The organism is Pseudoalteromonas sp. S16_S37 (assembly GCF_014694405.1).
Lineage (GTDB): Bacteria > Pseudomonadota > Gammaproteobacteria > Enterobacterales > Alteromonadaceae > Pseudoalteromonas.
Map to the genome: position 1 here is coordinate 20,380 of NZ_JAAUWV010000008.1, position 20,451 is coordinate 40,830.

General features: G+C 45.8%; 3 protein-coding genes. All 3 read right to left on the reverse strand.

Going from position 1 to position 20,451, the window contains the following annotated elements:
- Nucleotides 1-19: 19 nt before the first annotated feature.
- From HC733_RS05955 to HC733_RS05965, 3 genes are read right to left on the reverse strand one after another with little or no spacing between them, the layout of a single operon-like run.
- Nucleotides 20-1,024, reverse strand: coding sequence for a TauD/TfdA family dioxygenase (locus HC733_RS05955; RefSeq protein ID WP_190364137.1), 1,005 nt, complete (start codon nucleotides 1,022-1,024; stop codon nucleotides 20-22).
- An 18-nt stretch (nucleotides 1,025-1,042) separates the two neighbouring features.
- On the reverse strand, nucleotides 1,043-4,642 hold the full coding sequence (locus HC733_RS05960) for a condensation domain-containing protein (protein ID WP_190364138.1): 3,600 nt from the start codon (nucleotides 4,640-4,642) through the stop codon (nucleotides 1,043-1,045).
- Nucleotides 4,642-20,451: a non-ribosomal peptide synthetase/type I polyketide synthase gene (locus HC733_RS05965; RefSeq protein WP_190364139.1), complete on the reverse strand. Its 15,810-nt coding sequence runs from the start codon at nucleotides 20,449-20,451 to the stop codon at nucleotides 4,642-4,644. The genes HC733_RS05960 and HC733_RS05965 overlap by 1 nt, the downstream gene beginning before the upstream one ends.

The window sequence follows — 20,451 nt, forward strand, 5'->3', positions numbered from 1 at the left end:
AAATTACTGGCCAGTGCCATTAACCCATTGAAACCAGAACGCTGCGGTTTCCTGTAAAAGGCTTTCTGCCATGTGCCACCTTCCAGTTATCCAGTAACATGACGTCACCTTCGCGCCAATCGAACTTACATTCCTCATCAGCATATGCCTGGCGGATTTCGTCGATGGTTGTATCGTCAATAGGCGAGCCATCACCAAAGTAGGTGTGGTAAGGGAGTCCCGATGGACCTAAACTGCTTTCCATCGTTGCTCTGATAGTTGGACACAGACTGCTTGGGTGCCAAAAAGAAATATGATTAAACCACAGCTTATCGCCGCTTTTGGGGTGTGAGTGCACAGCATCACGTACTTGCTCAGTTTTCACTTGAGTGTCACTTATGATAGTGACTTTTAAATTACGTTTTTCACCATAAGCTTTTATGTCTTCAACGTTGTCCATACCGAATGCTTTGCTCACTGTTGGACCAAAGCCGGTACCGTAGTTGCGGCATAATAACCAGCCATTGCGGCTGTTAAACTCATCGATAATTTTGCTGTCGATACGTTGATATACTTTGTTTACATCAACTATGTGGGTTTGACCGCCAGACTCTGGTGCTTTTAAACAACAAAACACCAGCTTATCTGGAGGGTTCATGGTATATGATAGTTCGTTATGTGGCGCAATTTCTTGGTCAGCAGGAAACTCAGTGGCTGTATAAATACCATCATTTAATTGAGTCCTGGGCGTTGCACCTTCAACATACTCCGCTGTTTGCGGGATCATCTTAGTGACAACACTTTGAAAATCACTTTGGCTATTGACCTTGAAGCCTCTAAAAAGGACAGCTCCATATTTATCCAAGTTAGCTAAGATAGCCTGTTCGTTTTTTTCGTACCAAATAGATAAATCGACATCAGGGACATTACTTCTATATACCAAAGGTAGTGTTGGTGACTCTTCAAGAAATAATGTTGATACCAATTCGCCGCCCCCCAGTGTAGGAGATGCGGCTTTTTTGTTGCGCCACTTATCAAACTTCATATTTTCATTTTCCTTTCGCTATTTTCGAATACCTCCCGGCTTAAACTTGCGTTTAGCTGAACGCATTCTGTTACGCACCTGCTCTTTTAGTTGTTGTTTCACTTCAACAAGCGTGTGTAGTTCTTGCCCTGTAAGCCAAGGTAAAACTGCATTTAAGCCACTTGTGAGTGCACTAATCGTTGAGCTGCTGTAAAGGTCTGTATCGACGTACCATTCGCCTTTAACACGATGTAAATCTATCGTAGATATTTGCAACAAAACACCTGCGACATTTACATCTTGCTTTTGTGTTTCAGGTTGTGATACATTCGATGGTTTTGTAAAATTCACCTCTAGCGAATAAAGCGAATCTCGTTTGCTGTTATGGTAGTCGTTGTACTGCGCTGTAACCCAGTCTTTATCTACCGCGCCACACGATAAGGTTAACTCTAACTGGGCGCTTAACTGTGCTAGCAACTCAGCCATTGGCAAGTCTTCATCTAATTGATTTAGGTTAATGACAGATCTGACAGGTTCCACTAAGTGTGCAACAGTCACCCCACTTAGCGCATGGCTCACTATCTTGCTTTCATCATGAATACTCTGAGCTATGGTCAGTGCCACACACAGTGCTCGTGATAAATCAATTGATAGCCTATCCGCCAAGCAAACTAATGCCTGTTGAGCTTGCTCATCAAGTGCAAAGGCCATTTTATCTCTTGCAGTAAGCGACTTCGTTGACAGATTGTTCACTGGCAACTGTGCAAACGCTTTGATATGTGACTTCCAAAATGCGACTTGCTGTCTAACCATCAGCCTATCTATCGCACCACTAGGTAGTAGCGGCAATTGCGGCACTGGTAGCAAATGCTCTGGCACCATATAAGCGGGTAAAGAATGCTTCATAATATGTACCAAGGTCGCAAGCGCAGCATTAACATCCTCACAGTCTCGACTATAGCGAATAGATACGTTGTCATCAGTCACCGCTACTTGCTCCACAAACTGCTGACGAGCAATGAATTGCTCCACTTGCAACTGCTGCGAACTCACATTTAATGCTGGGCTTGCTAACAGCTCTAAGGTGCCATCTGGTAGTGCTCTTGCCGTTAATCCGGTATCAATGTGCACATCCGGCGTATCACCTTGTATGTGCAAACGGCCTCTTGCACCGACAGGTGCAACCTGTTTACCTTCGTGTAGAACGACCAACGGTTGATAGTCAGACATTAAGCCTAAATTAAACGTCTGTTCATTACTTACCTTGGCCTGACTCAAGTAACTATATGGCCCAACATTGAGGATACTACGCACCTCATAAGCACTCGCCCACTGCCACAATAATTGCATGTTGGTGTCGGCTTGTGTGATACACAGTTGTTGCACTTGGTAGTCTGTTTGCCATGGGATACTGGCAAGCTGCGCTGCGCTGATGGTGGCATGGGTGATTGCACCGCTAGCAATAGCGAGCGCCAGCCCCTCATTGTTTGGAGCCAAATGCAATTTAGCGCCTACCAGTAACGCCCCAAGCCAATCGCTCGCAGACACATAGCAGCTATCTGGACTCAGCAGCACTTGCGCATCTTTGTCTATCGATTGCGTCGCTAATTGAGATTTTATCTGACGATAAACAGCCAGATGTGACAAACGGTGCTTGCCATATTGCAGCGCATCGTTAAACACCGATACAAATACATCGTATAAGTTGCTCTGATCGTAATGCTCAAACAACTCATACATCATTACCATCTCTTTTGGACTCGATGTGTGGGAGCCAGCCTCCATTACTCGCCATTGTTCCGATGATGCTGCTAACACATCACAACTATAACTAGCACCAAGTTTTAACGCCGCTAACATGGCAACATATCGACTTTGAGTGTGAGGTAAATCTATATATAAAGTATCTTTTGCGCAAAATCCTTGCGCTTGAAGGTAGCGTGCAAACTGGTTGGCTTGACCATTTAGCTGCGCATAAGTTAGGCACTCGTGCGCACTTTCAATTGCAACGGCACTGGGCTGCTGTTGTACCATTTGCTCAAACTGCAAATGAATGGGCTGCGCCTCTAATTCTGGCAACTCAACGTATTTTGTACTGCGTTGCAGCTTTAACTTCTCAATGGCAATGTCTGGATTATCTGCAATTTGTTCCAGTATCACATTAAAGCTCTCAGCCATCGACTTAACCGTTTGTTCATTGAACAAATACGTTGAGTAGTTCCATAAAAACTGAATACCACTGTCAAGCTCTGCAGCCTCCATTTCCATATCATATTTGATAATATCGTTGTCGCCGCCCAGCGCTTCCACTTGCAAACCAGGTAAATCAAGCTCGGAGGTTTCATTGTTTTGCAATGTAAACATCAGCTGGAAAATAGGGCTATGGCTAAGCTCTCGAGAAACTTTAAGTTTATCAACCAAAGTTTCCAGTGGGATATTTTGATTATCGTAGGCTACTAATGTATTCACACGGTTTTGCTCTAACAATTGCGCAAACGATGTGTCTTTATCCCATTGGCTGCGATACACAATACTATTGATAAAATAACCAATTAACGGTGCCACCTGCGGATGTGTGCGCCCTGCAATCGGGCTGCCAATCACCACATCTCGGGTTTGACTCCAACGGCCAATGACAATTGAATACACACTATAAAGCACCATAAACAAGGTGGAACCCCGCTGTTTTGCCATGCTTTTTATTTTTGTACGTAACCTGTCATCAATCATCCAAGTGTAAGTGCGTCCTGCAAATTTTTGCTGTGGCAAACGCGCATAGTCTAACGGCAGTGAGTGGCGCTTAGGCGCGCCGTCAAGGCGCTCCTTCCAGTAAGCAAATTGCTGATCCAATGCTTGCTCATCATAAAATTTACGCTGCCAGCTGGCATAGTCACCATATTGAATTTCAAGCGGTGCTAAAGTGCTGGCGATCCCTTTGCAGAAGCAATCATAAAAGTGGATGAACTCTCTGACCAACACAGCCTGTGACCAGCCATCAGACACAATATGATGCATAGTAAACATCATAATGTGCTCATCAGCCGATAAACGAAGTAATTTGGCTCTGAGCATTAAGTCAGTGCTCAAGTCAAAGGTTTTAGCCATTTCTTGGGCAACCAGCTTGTCAACTTCTACTTGCTGTTCGCCAGCCTCCATATCTGCCAAGTCAATGACCGGAAAAGCCACGCGCTCGCTCGGCATGACCCGTTGAAATGGCTCACCGTTATCAACCACAAAGATAGATCGCAGTACCTCATGACGCTCAACTAATGCATCAAGCGCGCGATGAATTGCATCGATGTTCAGCGCTCCACGTAAGCGAAATGCCGCAGGAATATTGTATTGACTACTACCGCCTTCTAATTTATCGACAAACCATAGCCCTTGCTGCGCATAAGATAATGGCAACAAAGTTTTGTTATCGACTGGCGTGATCAACATAGGATCGGCTTTAGCCTGTTCTTTTTCTCTTAGCTGCTTTAAAAAGCTGATAATGCTGTCTTTATGTTCTCTGATCTGCTCTTTGAGCTGGGCGGGAAACCCGCCCTCCTCGCTCACATAGGCAAGCTGATCACCTTTGAGGTATAAAACAATGTTGTTGTTGCGTGCTTGTTCGTAAATCTCTAGTGATACACTCATTAGAACACTCCTTCTTCAACGGCTTTACCAGCGCCTAAAATATGTTCTTTAGCTTCAAGCACATCGCTATCCACCATACCTTTGCTAATTTTTTCTGCGATAGCTTCGATAACTGGGTTATCAAAGAAATCCTTGATTGAGAACACCCTCTCAGGAATAGAGTATGTTTGACGAATGGCGCTTATCACCCGTGTTGCCACCAGCGAGTCGCCACCTAAATCAAAGAAGTGATCTTCAATACCTATTTCCTCGATGCCCAAAATATCGCGCCATATATCAACCAACTGCTCTTCAACGTCATTACGAGGTTTTACATAGTCAGTTTCCAAGTCGGGGCGCGCGTACAAGTTTTTGTTGGTTTCTTGTGTTTTATCAATCCACTGACTTAGTCGTGCCTCAAGTGACCCTGTTGAGTTGATAAGTTGCGGCATATATCCACCTGCCAGAGCCATGGCAAATGCCTGTGCCCCTTCTTGCGGATTCATGGCAAACACATTGTCATTGCTTACATCAAACTTCCAACCATCCCAGTTAACACTTAACCAACGCGTGTCTCCTTGGGCATGTTGGCGCTGTACAAAGGCATCCATGTAGGCGTTTGCCGATGCATACGCACTGAAACCAAGACCACCTAATACCGTTGAAAGTGATGACATTGCTAAGCAGAAGCCGACTTGATGTTCGCTTAGCAGCTGCTCAAGCACTAACAAACCATCTACCTTCGAGCGACATTGCTGTGCAAAGTCTGCCAGTGTTGTATCTGACAAGGCTTTCATTGAGCCATGGATCTGACCGGCACAATGAACCACGCCATCAACAGCCCCAAAGCGCTCAATTGCGGTGTTAAATACGTGACGCATTTGCGCCAGTTCAGCGACATCAGCGGCCATCACGACTACCTCAGCGCCATTTGCTTGCATGGTTTGAATTTGACGAATCCGACTCACCAAGGTGGCATCTTGCTGTTGTGCAACAATGTCATCCCACTGTGATGGGTGTGCAAATTCAGAGCGGCCAAGTAGTACAATGCGGGCATTGTTCACCGAGCTGCTGATATGTTCGGCCAGTAACAAGCCAATGTTGCCAAGACCACCGGTGATAATATAAGTGCCGTTGTCTTTGAGCGTATGCGCTGGCGGTAGCTCAGGTTCCATAAGCTCAGCTTGATATTTTTGCTCCCAACGTTTGTTGCCTCTAATGGCAATGGCAGGAATACGCTTCGCTGCTAGCAACTCTTGGCACAGCATCTTGCTCAATGCAGCACGTTTATTGGCATGGCTTGGACCAGTCTCACTGATATCAATATGGTGACAAAGCAACTCTGAATATTCTTGTGATGCCACCTTAACCAAAGCGCCGACCGCCGCATTATCAGGGTTAATCATCTCCCAACCAGTGACAGAGAAAACATCACGGCTCAGTAAATCAACTTGCACCTGAGCACCAAGTCCTGCATCAACAATCGCTTGAATTGTGTATAGGGCACTGAGTGCACCGCGCGATTGCGCATGGTTAAATGCTGACAATGAAAGAGCCTCACTTGCTTCACTGAGCGCCCCCATGTGAACTACTCTGTCCAGTGGTGCGGCTGCATTTGCTGCTTTAATCAAGGCGCCATACTGAGACTGCGATGCCATATCTAAGCGATATTCATACTCATCAACTTGCGAAAATGCTGCGCCATGACGTGCTACCATCACAGCATGGCCAGAGTCGCTTAATTGCTGCGCCAAAACATCAGCCAGACCTTGTTCATCAGCAATGAGCAACCAACGACTGACATCGCTTTGTACCGCATGACTGACTTGTCTTGCTACTGGTGTTTGCTGCCAAGTTGGTACATACCACCAGTTCTGTGGCTCTAATTTGCTATTAGCCACCGCTTTAGTTGAAGCACCAGAGCGGACCCGATCAATCCAAAAACGACGTTTTTCAAATGGGTATGTCGGCAATGGCACACGTTTTACCACTGCGTCTTGGTGGTATGCAGACCAATCAATGGCGATACCATGGCTCCATAACTTACCCAATGAACCGGCGAGATATTGCAGATCACACACCGCTTCATTCGGGTGACGAATAGTCGCTAACACAACCTGCTCTTTGGCATTTTCGTGCTTACGAGCCAGCGTGCCTAAACCAATACCAGGGCCCACCTCAAGTAACACTTTGTGCTCATCAAGACGCATTGTTTCAGCCAATAGCGTATCGATACCCGCGGCAAAGCGTACCGTGCCACGTAGGTGATCGACCCAGTATTGAGGGTCTTGTGCTTGTTGTGGTTCAATAAATTGACCTGTGACGTTAGATACAAACAGCTGTGTTGGTGCCGATAGCGTTACTTGTTCAACTTCGCTTTTAAATGTGTCTAACACGTCATCCATCATGGCGCTGTGGAATGCATGTGAGGTTCTTAGCATACGCCACTGCACTTGCTGTGCATCTAACAATGCTGTTAGCTGTGCAATCGCCTCAGCACTGCCGGCAGCAACACAGTTACCCTGTGCATTCACACTTGCTAAACATGCACCAGCACGAGTCAGTAGTGGCTGCAATTGTGCTTCTGGCATAACCACTGAGACCATATCACCCGGTTGTGCTTGGGCCATGATGCGCCCTCGTGCACTGACAAGTTTTAATGCATCAGCCAAGCTAAATACGTTTGCCAAACAGGCTGCTACATATTCACCGATGCTGTGACCAATCATGGCATCCGCTTGCACACCCCATGATTGCAGCAATTTAGCCGTACAATATTCCACCACAAATAACGCAGGTTGCGTATATTGCGTTTGGTTAAGCAAGGCATCTTCTGCTTGCTCAGTGCCACCGAAAACAACATCTTTGATATCTACATCTAAGTGGGCATTAAGTAACTGGGCACACTCGTCGAACTGCGCTTTGAATACTGCCGACTGCTCATAAAGGGCTTTGGCCATTTCTTGATATTGCGCGCCTTGTCCTGGGAACATAAATACGGTCGAACGATGCGTTTGCTTTTCACGCACGATGCGCGGCTTTTGCGCAAGCAATGCGATTGCTTCATCCACTGTACGACATGCAATACTGGTGCGATATTCGTGCACCTTTCTGCCCACTTGTAAGGTGTAAGCAACATCCGCCAAGTTGGCATCTTGGTTAGCAAGTAAGTGCTCTCGTAGGTTATCGCAAGCAAGCTTCAGCGCCTCTTTTGACATTGCCGATAATGGCAATACATGCACGGTGTCACGCTTAGCTGCTGTATCAACTCTTGGCGCTTCTTCCAAAATAACGTGAGCATTTGTACCACCAATACCGAACGAGCTAACACCTGCACGTCTTACTGGCGCTTTACCTTGCCAAGGTTTTAACTCTGTATTGATATAAAATGGTGTATCCGCAAAGTTAATTTGACTGTTACTTTGTGTGTAATTGATGCTTGGCGGTAACTGCTGGTGCTTCATCGCCTGAATCACTTTGATCATGCTCGCAACGCCTGCCGCACTGTCTAAATGACCCACATTGGCTTTCAAAGTACCCAATGCGCATTGCCCTTTGTCAGCGCTTGCATACGCTTTTTGTAACGCCTTCACTTCAATTGGGTCGCCAATCTGCGTACCAGTGCCGTGTGCTTCAACATACTCGATAGACTCTGCTGTCACATTGGCGTTTTTCAGTGCTTGTTTGATAACCTCAGACTGACCGCGCACACTCGGTGCGGTATAACCCACTTTATCGGATGCATCATTGTTAATTGCGCTGCCTTTGATAACCGCATGAATGGTATCGTTATCTGCCAGTGCTTTATCCAGACGTTTAAGTAGCAAGACACCGGCACCACTACCTGCGCGAGTGCCTTTGGCGTCTTTATCAAACGGTCGACAATGTCCGTCAGCCGATACAATGCCACCTTCTTCATACATATAACCACCAGGTTGCAACAAGTTAATACTTGCGCCCCCTGCCAGTGCCATTTCACACTCACCTTGCATAATGCTGTTACACGCTTGGTGTACCGCAACCAATGAAGTAGAACACGCGGTTAATACGTTAATACTTGGCCCGGTTAGGTTTAACTTGTACGAAATTAAAGTAGATGCAAATCCTGAGCTATTGCCAAAGAAGGTTGACTTACCTGTACCTGCCATTACTTCTGGATTTGGCATAATGTTGTTTAATAAGTAGTTACTTTCAGCAATACCTACGTAAACACCCACATTACGATACTGCGAATCATCGCCATAACCGCTCAGTTCAAGCGCTTCTGTTGAACACTCAAGTAGTAAACGCTGCTGCGGGTCAAGTAACTCAGCCTCACGTGGTGAGTAGCCAAAATAGTTAGCATCAAACTCTTCAATACCTTCAAGTACATAACCTGATTTCACGAAATTAGGGTTATTCAATACTTGAGAACTGAAACCAAGCGCTTGCAACTGCTGTTCATCATAGTGCTGAATTGACTCCACTCCTTGACTGATATTTTGCCAAAACTGCTCTACGTCTTTGGCGCCTGGGAAGCGACCCGACATACCAATGATGGCAATATCCGTACACTCGTCACGCTCAACAGTAGATTGAGAGTATGACTCTTGCTCATACGCTTCCTCTTCACCAGATAAGTATGCAGCAAGCCCCGCGATAGTTGGATATTCAAAAATATCAACCAACTCAATTGAGAAGTCGGTGCGTTCAGACACCATTTTTTGTACCTGAACACTCAACATTGAGTTGCCGCCTAACTCAAAGAAGTTGTCTTTGCTGGCCACTTTCTCAACGCCTAATACTTCGCTCCAGATCTGTTTTAACTGCTGCGTAATGCTGTTTACGGTTCTGCTCGCCGTGGCCTTTTTAACGTTGCCAGCTGGCGCTTGGCTTACGCTTGGCAGCGACTTTTTGTCCACTTTACCGTTTGCTGTCAATACAAACTGGTTCACCATGATAAACTGTGCTGGCACCATGTAATCAGGCAGGTTACGCTTCATCCACTGCGTCAATTTTGTTGCTTCTATGGCTTGCGCTTGTGGTACGTAGTAGGCAACCAGTGCGGCTTCATTCCCTTCACCTACTGCTACGACGACAGCCTCTTTAACCCCTTCATAGGCACTCAATTGCTGCTCAATTTCTCCCGTCTCTATGCGGTAACCACGAATTTTTAGCTGATCATCAATACGGCCAACAAACTCTAGGTTGCCATCAGGGCGATAACGCACTAGGTCACCACTGCGATACAACTTCTGCTCAGTGCTTAAGGCACGGTGTGAGGTAATGAACTTTTCAGCCGTTAGGTCGTCACGGTTAAGATACCCTAAGGTAACCCCATGACCTGCGATATATAACTCACCTATCGCACCTAGCCCTGCCGCTTGACCTTCTTTAATAATGTGTAATTGTGTATTACGAATAGCTTGACCAATTGGAATTGCAGGCATATCAACATTGATATCAGCCAGCGTTCTTACCCAATAAACACAGCAGCCAACCACGGTTTCTGTTGGTCCATATTCATTCACATACACACTATTAGGTAATAGCGAAGCCTTCCAAGGCAGTAATGTACTGGTTTTCAATTGCTCGCCGCCAATGACTATCACGTGTTGTGCATCGCTGGCCACTTTAGCTGAGTTAAGTAACTCTAAATGTGCTGGAGTCAGCTTAAATAGGTAGCTCTGCTGAGCACTTAAGTATTGGTGTAAACCTTTCACCAATGCTTCTTGTGACTCAGGCAATACCACCAACTTGCTGCCACACAAAAACGCGGTAAATAGCGTGGTAACCGTTGCATCAAAGCTAAGCGGTGAACTCAATATTGCGCCACTTAGGTGCTGAGCAAAATAGTTTTCTGTGGTGTGCTGTAGGTAGTTCACAACCCCACTGTTATGTACCATCACGCCTTTGGGTAGTCCAGTAGAGCCCGAGGTATAAATGATGTAGCACAATGACTGCGAAGCATCGTCGGCAAGCGCTAAACGGCTTTGCGGGTAAGCATCGTACGCTTGCAAAGGTGCCAGCTCCATCGTTGCACATTGCGTGAACGTGTGACTTTGTGCCAAAGCACTATCAACCAATACCAGCTGTGCGCCGCTATCAGTTGCCATGTAGTCTAGACGTGCTTGTGGCAAACTTGGCTCTAGTGGTAAGTAAGCTGCGCCACATTTTAAGGTTGCCAGTACCGCAACCACTTGCTCAACACCGCGTGGTGCGCACAAGCCAACAATATGACCCGACTTAACACCCTGCTCTGTCAGTGCGTGTGCAAGCTGGTTTGCTTTTGCGTCCAGTTCACTAAAGGTCAAAGACAGCTCACCAGATTCAAGTGCACATTGCTGAGGATGCGCATCAACTTGGTTTTCGAACCACTTGATAACACTGTCATAACCATTGTTTTGCTCAGCGGTATCGTTTTGCGCCGCTAACCAATGTGTCTGCGATTCATCAAGTAACTGATAGTCATAGGCTGTTTGCTCAGGCGCTGCAGCTATCTGTGTTAATAGGTGCTTAAAGCTGTGGCCCAATGCTTCAATACTTTGCTGTTCAAACAGACTCTTTGCGTAAATCCAGTTGATAAACAATTTGTCATCTTGCTCTGTGATCACAAGCTCTAAGTCAAACTTACTTTGTGCACTGGCACTTGGTAGGTTGCCCAGTTCAAGCTCAGGCAGTTCAATACGGCCATCACCACGATTTTGCATAGTGAAAATCACTTGGAATAACGGCGCATGACTCAAGTTTCTTGGAATATTTAACTCATCAACCAACATTTCAAACGGCACATCTTGATGCGCAAACGCATCTAAGATCATCCCTTTGTTGTCATTGAGTAGTTGTGTAAAGCTGTGCTGCTCATTTAATTGCGTTCTAAATACGAGGGTATTAACAAAGAACCCGATTAACGACTCAACATCAGGGTGAGTACGACCAGCAACAGGGCTGCCAATCACAATGTCTTTTTCGTTGCTGTAACGACCAAGTAATAACGCAAAGGCACTATAAAGCACCATAAATAAGGTGACGCCGTTGGCTTTAGCAACGCTTTGTAACTGCTCTAAAAGCGCGCCATCAATCACATCATCGTAGCCGCCACCAGCAAATTGCTGTTTTGCAGGACGACTCTTATCTAGCGGTAAGTTATGTAGCTGTGGTACGCCCGCCAGTTGCTGTGTCCAGTAGCCAAGCTGATCAGCTAACTGCTGCTCGGCATAGTCTGTTACTTGCCAATGTGCAAAATCCGCATACTGAACAGGTAATAAGCTCAACTGTGCCTCGACACCTTGGTAACCTGCGCGATAAAGCTCAACAAATTCGTTCACGATGATATCTAACGACCAACCATCTGACGCGATATGGTGCATCACAAATTGCACCACATACTCTTGCTCAGACAATACCACCAGGTTTACGCGTAGCATTAAGTCTTGGCTCAAGTCGAAAGGTTTTGCCGCCTCTTGTGCAACCAGTTGATTTAAAACCTGATCTTGCTCAACGCTGTTCACAGCCATAGCGCTTAAGTCATGGCGCTTCATCTTAAAGCCGTGTTCTTTGGCAATCACTTGTACCGGACCTGCGGTGTGGTCATGATAAGTCGTACGCAGCACTTCATGGCGTTCAATGATCTGCGTAAATACTGATTCTAAAAGCGTTTCATCCAGACGACCTTTAAGGCGGATAGCAATAGGCATATTGTATTGCGCACTGCCTTGACCAAACTTGTCAATAAACCACAAACGTCTTTGTGGGTAAGACAGTGGCAATGGTTGCGCTCTGTCGACAGGCTTAATCGCCACAAACTCCTGACGCGCCTGCGCGTCGATATGCGCAGCTAAATCCGCAAGGATACTGTGCTCAAACAATGCATTGAGTGTAATTTCAACATTTTTTTGCTTAGCCAACGCACTGATAAAGCGCATTGCCAACAAAGAGTGACCACCCGCTTTAAAGAAATCAGTGCTTGCACCGATCTCTTGCGTACCCAAAATATCTTGCCACATCTGCGCTAACCAATGTTCGGTGTCTGTTTGCAGTGCCGTTACTTCAACTTGCAAACTCATGCCACCTTGAGCTGGCAGCGCTTTTCGATCAATTTTACCATTGAGCGTAACTGGGAATTCTTCCAGGACATAGTATGTTGAAGGCACCATATAACTCGGTACTTTGTCTTCTAAATACTCGCTAATTTGGCCGCCACATGCGTGCTCTAGAGCTTCTTTGTCACTGATGTGAGTGCACACTAAGTATGCTGCCAAGTGTTGCTCTTCGCCCTCACCAACAAGCATCACCAATGACTCGTCTACACCTGCAAACTTGTTGAGCAAGTTTTCAATTTCGCCCGGCTCGATACGGTAACCGCGTAGCTTAAATTGCTCGTCAATACGACCTATGAATTCTAAGTTACCCTCGTCGCGATAACATACTAAGTCTCCGGTGCGATATAGACGCTCTGTACGACCATCTTCAAAAGTATGAGTAACAAACTTTTCTGCGCTTAATTGCTCACGAGCAAGGTAGCCTTGCGTCACACCCGCGCCACCGATGTATAGCTCACCAGACGCCCCAAAAGGTGCTATACGCCCTGCGTTAATTACATATAAATTGGTGTTTAAAATCGGTTTACCGATAAGCACTGCGTGCTCACAGCGTGCTAAGTCTTCAAGCGTGTTGACTGTATATGTACTACAACCAACCACAGTTTCCGTCGGGCCATATTCGTTAACGAATGAAGCATTAGGAAGTAACTGAGATTTCCACTTAGTCAGCGTTTGCACCGTTAACTGCTCACCACCAATGACGATGGTATGGGCTGCATTTGATGACGCATCGTCATTTTGCATATACGCCAATGCCATTAAGTGCGCAGGCGTAATTTTGAATAACTTCGGCGAATCACTCATTAGCTGCTGCGATAACAAGCTTAGTGTTTCATCATTATCCGCCAACAGTGTCACGGTTTTACCCACACATAATGGTGTCAGTAATGTGGTGATCGTTGCATCAAAACATAATGGCGAGCTGACAATCGAGCCACTCATTGTCGGTGTTAAATACTGCTGATGTGCATGAGTAAGATAGTTCACTAAGCCCTGATGAGGCACCATCACCCCTTTAGGGCGACCTGTCGAGCCCGATGTAAACAGAATATAAGCCAAGCTTTGCGGCGTTACTTGTGTTTCATCCACATCAGGGTTGTCATCCGAATACTCTTCTAACCATTGCTCGTCGTCTGATGCATCATCCATCAACAAAACATCGATACCCTTGATTGGCAAGCTTTCCATCGAGTCACTGTGTAGCAACACAATGTCAACATTGGCATCTTCAAGGATCATTTGCGCGCGTTCAACAGGACCATTTGGCTCCATCGGTACATAAGTTGCACCCGCTTTCATAACAGCCAAAATGGCAATCATCATCTCGATAGAGCGCTCAAGGTAAATCCCTACGCAGTCTCCGTGCTCAGCGCCACTTTCAATGAGTAAGTGGGCAAGTCGGTTAGCGCGCTGGTTTAACTGTGCAAAGCTCAATTGCTGTGACTCAAACTCTAGGGCAATCGCATCAGGCACCTTTGCAGCTTGCGCTTCAAACAACTGGTGCATACATACATCTTCTGGGTATTCACCCATGTTGTTATTCAAATCAACCAATTGATGCGTTAGCTGGGTCTCGTTAAGCATGCCAATACGTGTAATTGGGCTTGCAGATTCCTTCGCAAAATTTAAGATAAGCTCTTGTAAGTGCTGCGCAATTTGTTCAATTTGTGATTGTGCAAGTAGGCCGCGTCGAACTTCGAATTTAATTGATAAAGTACGCGCCAGATCCGCTACCAGCGTGATGCCATAGTTAGTGCCTGTATATGACTCAACCTCTTGTAAATTCAAAGCTGCATCAGAGGCTTTTTCGTCAATGGCGTCGTCTACTGGATAGTTTTCAAATACGATTAAGCTGTCAAATAAGGCATGCTCATGTGCGCTCAACTGCTGAATTTCATGTAGCGGAACGTGGTTGTAGCTTTCTCTTTCGATTTGCTGTTGGTGTAACTGAGCCAGCCATTGCTCTACGCTAAGGCTTTCATCAATGTTTACCACAACTGGCAAGCTGTTAATAAATAACCCGATGATTTCCTCAACACCATCCAGTTCCGGTGGACGACCCGATGTAACCGCACCAAAGGTAACTTGGTCAGTACCATTGTATCTGGCTAATAACAGCGCCCAGGCAGCTTGTACAATTAAGTTCACCGTTGATTGCGATGATTGTGCTAAGGCAACCAGCTTCTCAGTTTGCTCGCTATCAAAAATGATACTGAAATCATCATGCTCTTCGGTGGTACTCGCTGCGACTTCTTCGCTACTCAATAGTGGTAACGCTGTTGGCTGTGCAATCGATGCCAGCGTCTTAGTCCAATAGTCTATCGCTTGTTGCGGGTCTTGCTGTGCCAACCAAGCAGCATAATCATGATATGAGCGAACGGCTCTTAAGTTTGCTTGCTCACCTTTTAATAATGCACGATAGCATTCTGTCACTTCCCCAATCACCAGTGGAATACACCAGCCATCCATTAAGGCATGGTGATAAGACCAAATGACTTGCTGTACATCATTACCCATATGCAGCACTCTAAAGCGCATTAATGGGGCTTCTTCTGGTGTAAAGCCACGCTGTTGGTCTGCTTGGCGATATGCTTCTAGCTTAGCTTTTTGTGCATCACCGTCAAGTTGTGATAAATCTTCTTCTAGCCAAGGAATAGATACTTGCGCATGCACTACTTGGTGTACATTGCCTGAGTCCATACCAACAAATGAGGTTCTAAATACGTTGTGACGCTGTGCCACTTGGTGCCATGCTTGCTTAAACTTATCGCAATCAAGGTGCTCAAAGCGCAGTACGTTTTGTACCACAAAACTGCCACTATGAAGCATGCTGTGGAATAACAAGCCTTGCTGCATACCTACGGCAGGATACAAATCAGCCACATCGGTTGCGCCAATCCATTGCTGTAGTTCTTGGTCTTGCACATTAGCCAGTGGGAAATCAGAAGGAGTGTAACGTCCGTGTTCAACACTCATACAATGCTCAATGATCTGGCTCAATGCACCAACAATGTTGTCGCACAGCGTCTGCATGCTTTGTGTGCTATATAACGCTTTGGTAAATGTCAGTGAGCCCTGTAAACGACCTTCACTTATCATACAGTTAATGGTGAGCGGGTTGCTTGGCTTGCGTGCCGCACTGATGTTATTACCTGCAAATTCATTCGCTTTGCCAAACGCGCTGTCGTCATTAGCAACTTGGTCAAACTGCCCTAGGTAGTTAAATACCATCTCACTGGCAGGTAGCTGAGCAAATGCTTCATCTTGTGCGCAATAACGTAATAAACCATAGCCAATGCCTTTTTGTGGAATGGCGCGATACTGCTCTTTAACTGCACAGATCAGATCTTCCAACGACGCCCCAGCTTGCATGCTTAGCGTGAGTGGGAAGATAGTGGTAAACCAACCTACGGTTTGGCTTAAATCGAATTTATCACTGAGCTCTTCACGGCCGTGACCTTCAAGATCTAAGCGCACAGCATTCACATCAGCGGTATGATGAGCACCCAGTAAAATAGCTGATAGCAACAATTCATTAATTTGCGTGCGATAAGCGCTATTACTGTGACGAAGTAATTGCTCGGTTAATTGTGCTGGTAGTTCAAAGTTAACTGAACTTGCTCCTTGCGCACTGGTATCTGCTTTTGGCAATACTTGGTGTAGCGGTGCTACATCGACAGCAAACCCTTCTAACCAGTAATCTCTTTGCGCAGTAACCTCGCTACTGTGTGCGTACTCAGCTAAGAACTCACCCCATTGCTGATAAGATGACGTTTTGCTTTCAAGCTTCAGTGTTTCACCGTTTTGCCACTGGCCATACAACTTTTCAATATCTTCAAGTAGTACACGCCATGACACACCATCGACTGCAAGGTGATGAATAACAATCAGTAAACGCCCTGCCATCGCTGTTTCAGGAGCAAAATAAACTGCTTTAAGCAACTGACCTTTTTCAGGATTTAAGCTTTCTTGATAAGCACTGGCAACGTCATGTAAATTGTCAAAACTGCTGTTGCTCCATGACTTGGTGATCACCGCTTGTGCAATCAGTTCATCCGTCAGTGGTGCATATTCGCCCTGCCACGCATCGTCTTGTTTAGCAAACTGCAGCCTTAGTGCATCGTGACGTTCATATAGTTTGGCAACAATATTAGGCAATGCTTGAGAGTCAAAATCCACAGGTGTTGTCAGTAATACCGACTGGTTATAATGATGTAAGTCAGTTTCATCGGCAAAAAACACATGATCGATTGGGAGCAATACTTGTGAACCCGTTACGGCTTCTTGTGACGCCAGTACTTTACCGCCAGACTTAACCACTGGTGCAAGTTTTTCAATGGTTTGTGCTGAAAACAACGCTTTAACACTAAAGTGTAATCCCGCACGTACCGCACGTGACACAACCTGGATCGATAAAATAGAATCGCCACCGAGTTTGAAGAAGTTGTCGGTAATACCCACTTGTTCAACGCGCAACACTTCTTGCCATATCGTACACAGGGCAGCTTCAACATCGTTGCGTGGAGCAACGTATTGTCCTTGCTGAGCCGATACATCCGGCTCAGGCAGCGCCTTGGTATCCACTTTACCATTGCCAGTCAACGGCAATTTATCAAGAATAACAAACAGCTGAGGAACCATGTACTCTGGCAAGCTATCGCTTAATGCTAACCGTAGCGACTCTGTAAATTCAAAACGCGCCGTTTTAACTTGTTGCTCATCACCATGACTTACAACATCACTTGCCACATAGGCGACTAAACGCTTATCCCCGTTGTCTGTTTGCTTAGCAAGTACAACGGCATCATTCACTTGTTCATGGCACAATAGCGCATGCTCAATTTCACCCAGTTCAATCCTAAAACCACGGATCTTAACTTGGTTATCGATACGTCCTAGGTACTCTAAAGAGCCATCAGGCATGCGACGAGCTAAGTCACCACTGCGATAAAGGCGTGGGCTGCTCAGCGCATCATTTTGATCATAAAACGGGTTGTCAATAAAACGCTCAGCGGTCAGCTCTGGACGGTTTAAATAACCGCGCGTTACACCCGCACCACCCACATACATTTCACCGACCACGCCCACTGGCACTAGATTTTTCTGCGCATTAAGCAGCAAAATATCCAAGTCCCGTAGTGGCACACCTATCATACTGGCTTCACCTTTGCTGGTGATATCTTCGCGAGTAATGCGCTTAAAGCTGGCATGCACGGTAGTTTCTGTAATGCCGTACATATTAATAAGCTGCGGTGCGTCATCACCGAATTGATTCACCCATGCATGTAGCGATTGTAGATTCAGTGCTTCACCACCAAAGACCACATAGCGCAGCGCCAGCGGCTGCACATTTTCAAGCGCAACGCTCACTAGCTGTGCAAACGCAGTTGGTGTTTGGTTTAGTACCGTCACCTGCTCATCAACCAGCAACTGATAAAAATCGCTGGTCGAGCGAGCCACTTCTTTTGGCACCACAACTAATGTGCCACCGTATACTAATGCGCCCCAGATTTCCCATACTGAGAAATCGAATGCAAATGAGTGGAACATAGTCCAAACATCATCAGCGCCAAATGAAAAACCAAACTCTGTGGCATCAAATAAACGGCAAACATTTTGATGCTCAACAAGTACCCCTTTAGGCAGACCGGTTGACCCTGAGGTATAAATCACATAAGCAAGATTACTTGGCGTTAACTCAAGTTGTGATGCAGGAATGTTGTGTACAGGATATTGCGCCACCGTGTTTAACAGCACGTCATCGTCTAAACATACCGTATCAATGTGCTCAAAGCCCGGTAGTTTAACGAGATGAGATTGAGTCAGTACCATCTCAATCGCCGAATCTTCAATAATATGACGTAAACGTGACTCTGGATGTGCAGGGTCAAGAGGGACGTATGCACCACCAGCTTTTAAAGTGGCTAAAATAGCAACCAACATGTCGAGAGAACGATCAGCGCACACCCCAACCAAAGTGTCTGGGGTGATTTGCTTTTGTGCTAACAAGTAGTGCGCTAACTGGTTTGCTCGCTCATTTAACTGTTGATAAGTGAGTGACTGACGAGCACTCTCAGGTGCATCAAATACCAAGGCCGTGGCATCTGGATGCAGCTGTGCTTGTTGCTCAAACAACGCATGAATGCAGTGAGGGGTGTCAAACGTTTCCTTGGCTTGCCAAGTAGACAGCTCCAGCTGACGCTCAGCGTCAGTTAGCATATTTGCAGCCAGTACAGGTTGCTCTGGCGCCGTGACTAAGCTACTGAGCAACTGCTCAAAATGGCTAGATAAACTTTCAATGGTGCTGCGATCGAACAGGTTGGTGTTGAATTCCCAACCCAAAATAAGACCACGATCTACTTCTGTCACGTTCAAGGTGATGTCATATTTAGAGGTGATTTTTTCCTCTTGTTTTAACACCTCCAATTGCACATCGGGTAATTCTAATGCGCCTTGCTCATTGTTTTGCAGCACTAGCATGATCTGGAAAAGTGGGCTGTAAGCAAGGTTACGAGCAGGTTTTAATTTATCAACAAGTTGCTCAAACGGCACTTGCTGATGCTTATATGCACCGAGCAACATGGCTTTGCTTTGCTCTATCAACTGCGTAAACGTTGGATTTTCAGATAAGTCGCTGCGCAGCACTAAGGTATTAACAAAGAAACCGATAAGCGCTTCTACTTCTGATTGTTCACGGTTTGCAATCGGGCTACCAACAACAATGTCTGTCTCAGAACTGTATTGCGCAAGTAGCGCAGAAAATGCCGCGTGGATCACCATAAACATGGTTGCATCTTGGCGCTGACAGAGCGCTTTTAATTGCTGCTTAACCCCCTTATCAACTAGCCAAACATACAGATCACCATCAAATGTTTGCTCTTTTGGACGGTTGCGATCTAATGGTAGTTGATGCACCTCTGGCAAGTCTTTAAGTTGCTCACCCCAGTAATCTAACTGTTGCTCTAATACTTCGCCTTGTAACCAGTTTCTTTGCCAGTAAGCATAGTCGCTATACTGGATGGCCAAAGGTGCCAACGGATTATTTTGGCCTTGAGAGTAAGCCGAATAAAGGGTTTTTAGCTCTTGTACCAAGACCCCCATTGACCAACCGTCTGAGGCAATATGGTGCATGGTAAACAGCAGTACATGTGACTGCTCATTGAGCTTTAAGAGTTGCGCTCTAAGCATTAAGTCTTTTGAAAAATCAAACGGCGTTTGCGCTTCTTTTTCAATGCGTTGCTTCAGTTCTTGCTCAATGTCATCAGCACTGATCTCTGACAAGTCAATCATTTCTACAGCAAAGGCTTGTCCATCATGAACAACCTGCTCGGGTTGTTCATCGTCGCCATACACAAAATACGTACGTAAGCTTTCGTGTCTTTCAATAATGGTTGCAAATGCATTTTGCAGTGCATCAACATTGAGATCGCCTGTAAATTTAAGCGCCCCTGGGATGTTGTAGTGACTGCTGCCACCGCCGATGTGATCCAGCATCCACAAGCTTTGCTGTGAAAAAGACAACGGTTTTTTCGCATCCTGTGGAGCTTTTTCAATGCGTTGATTGTTTACTTGAGCGGCTTGAGTTTGCTCAAGCAACGCAATAATTGCCTCTTTATGCGCTTTTATTTGCGCACCAATCTCAGCAGTAATGGCGCCCGCTTCTGCGCGTGATTTTAGTTTGCCTTGCTCCACAAATAGGTGGATACCACGCTTATATAAATCAGTTAGGAAATCTTTTAAATTATTCAT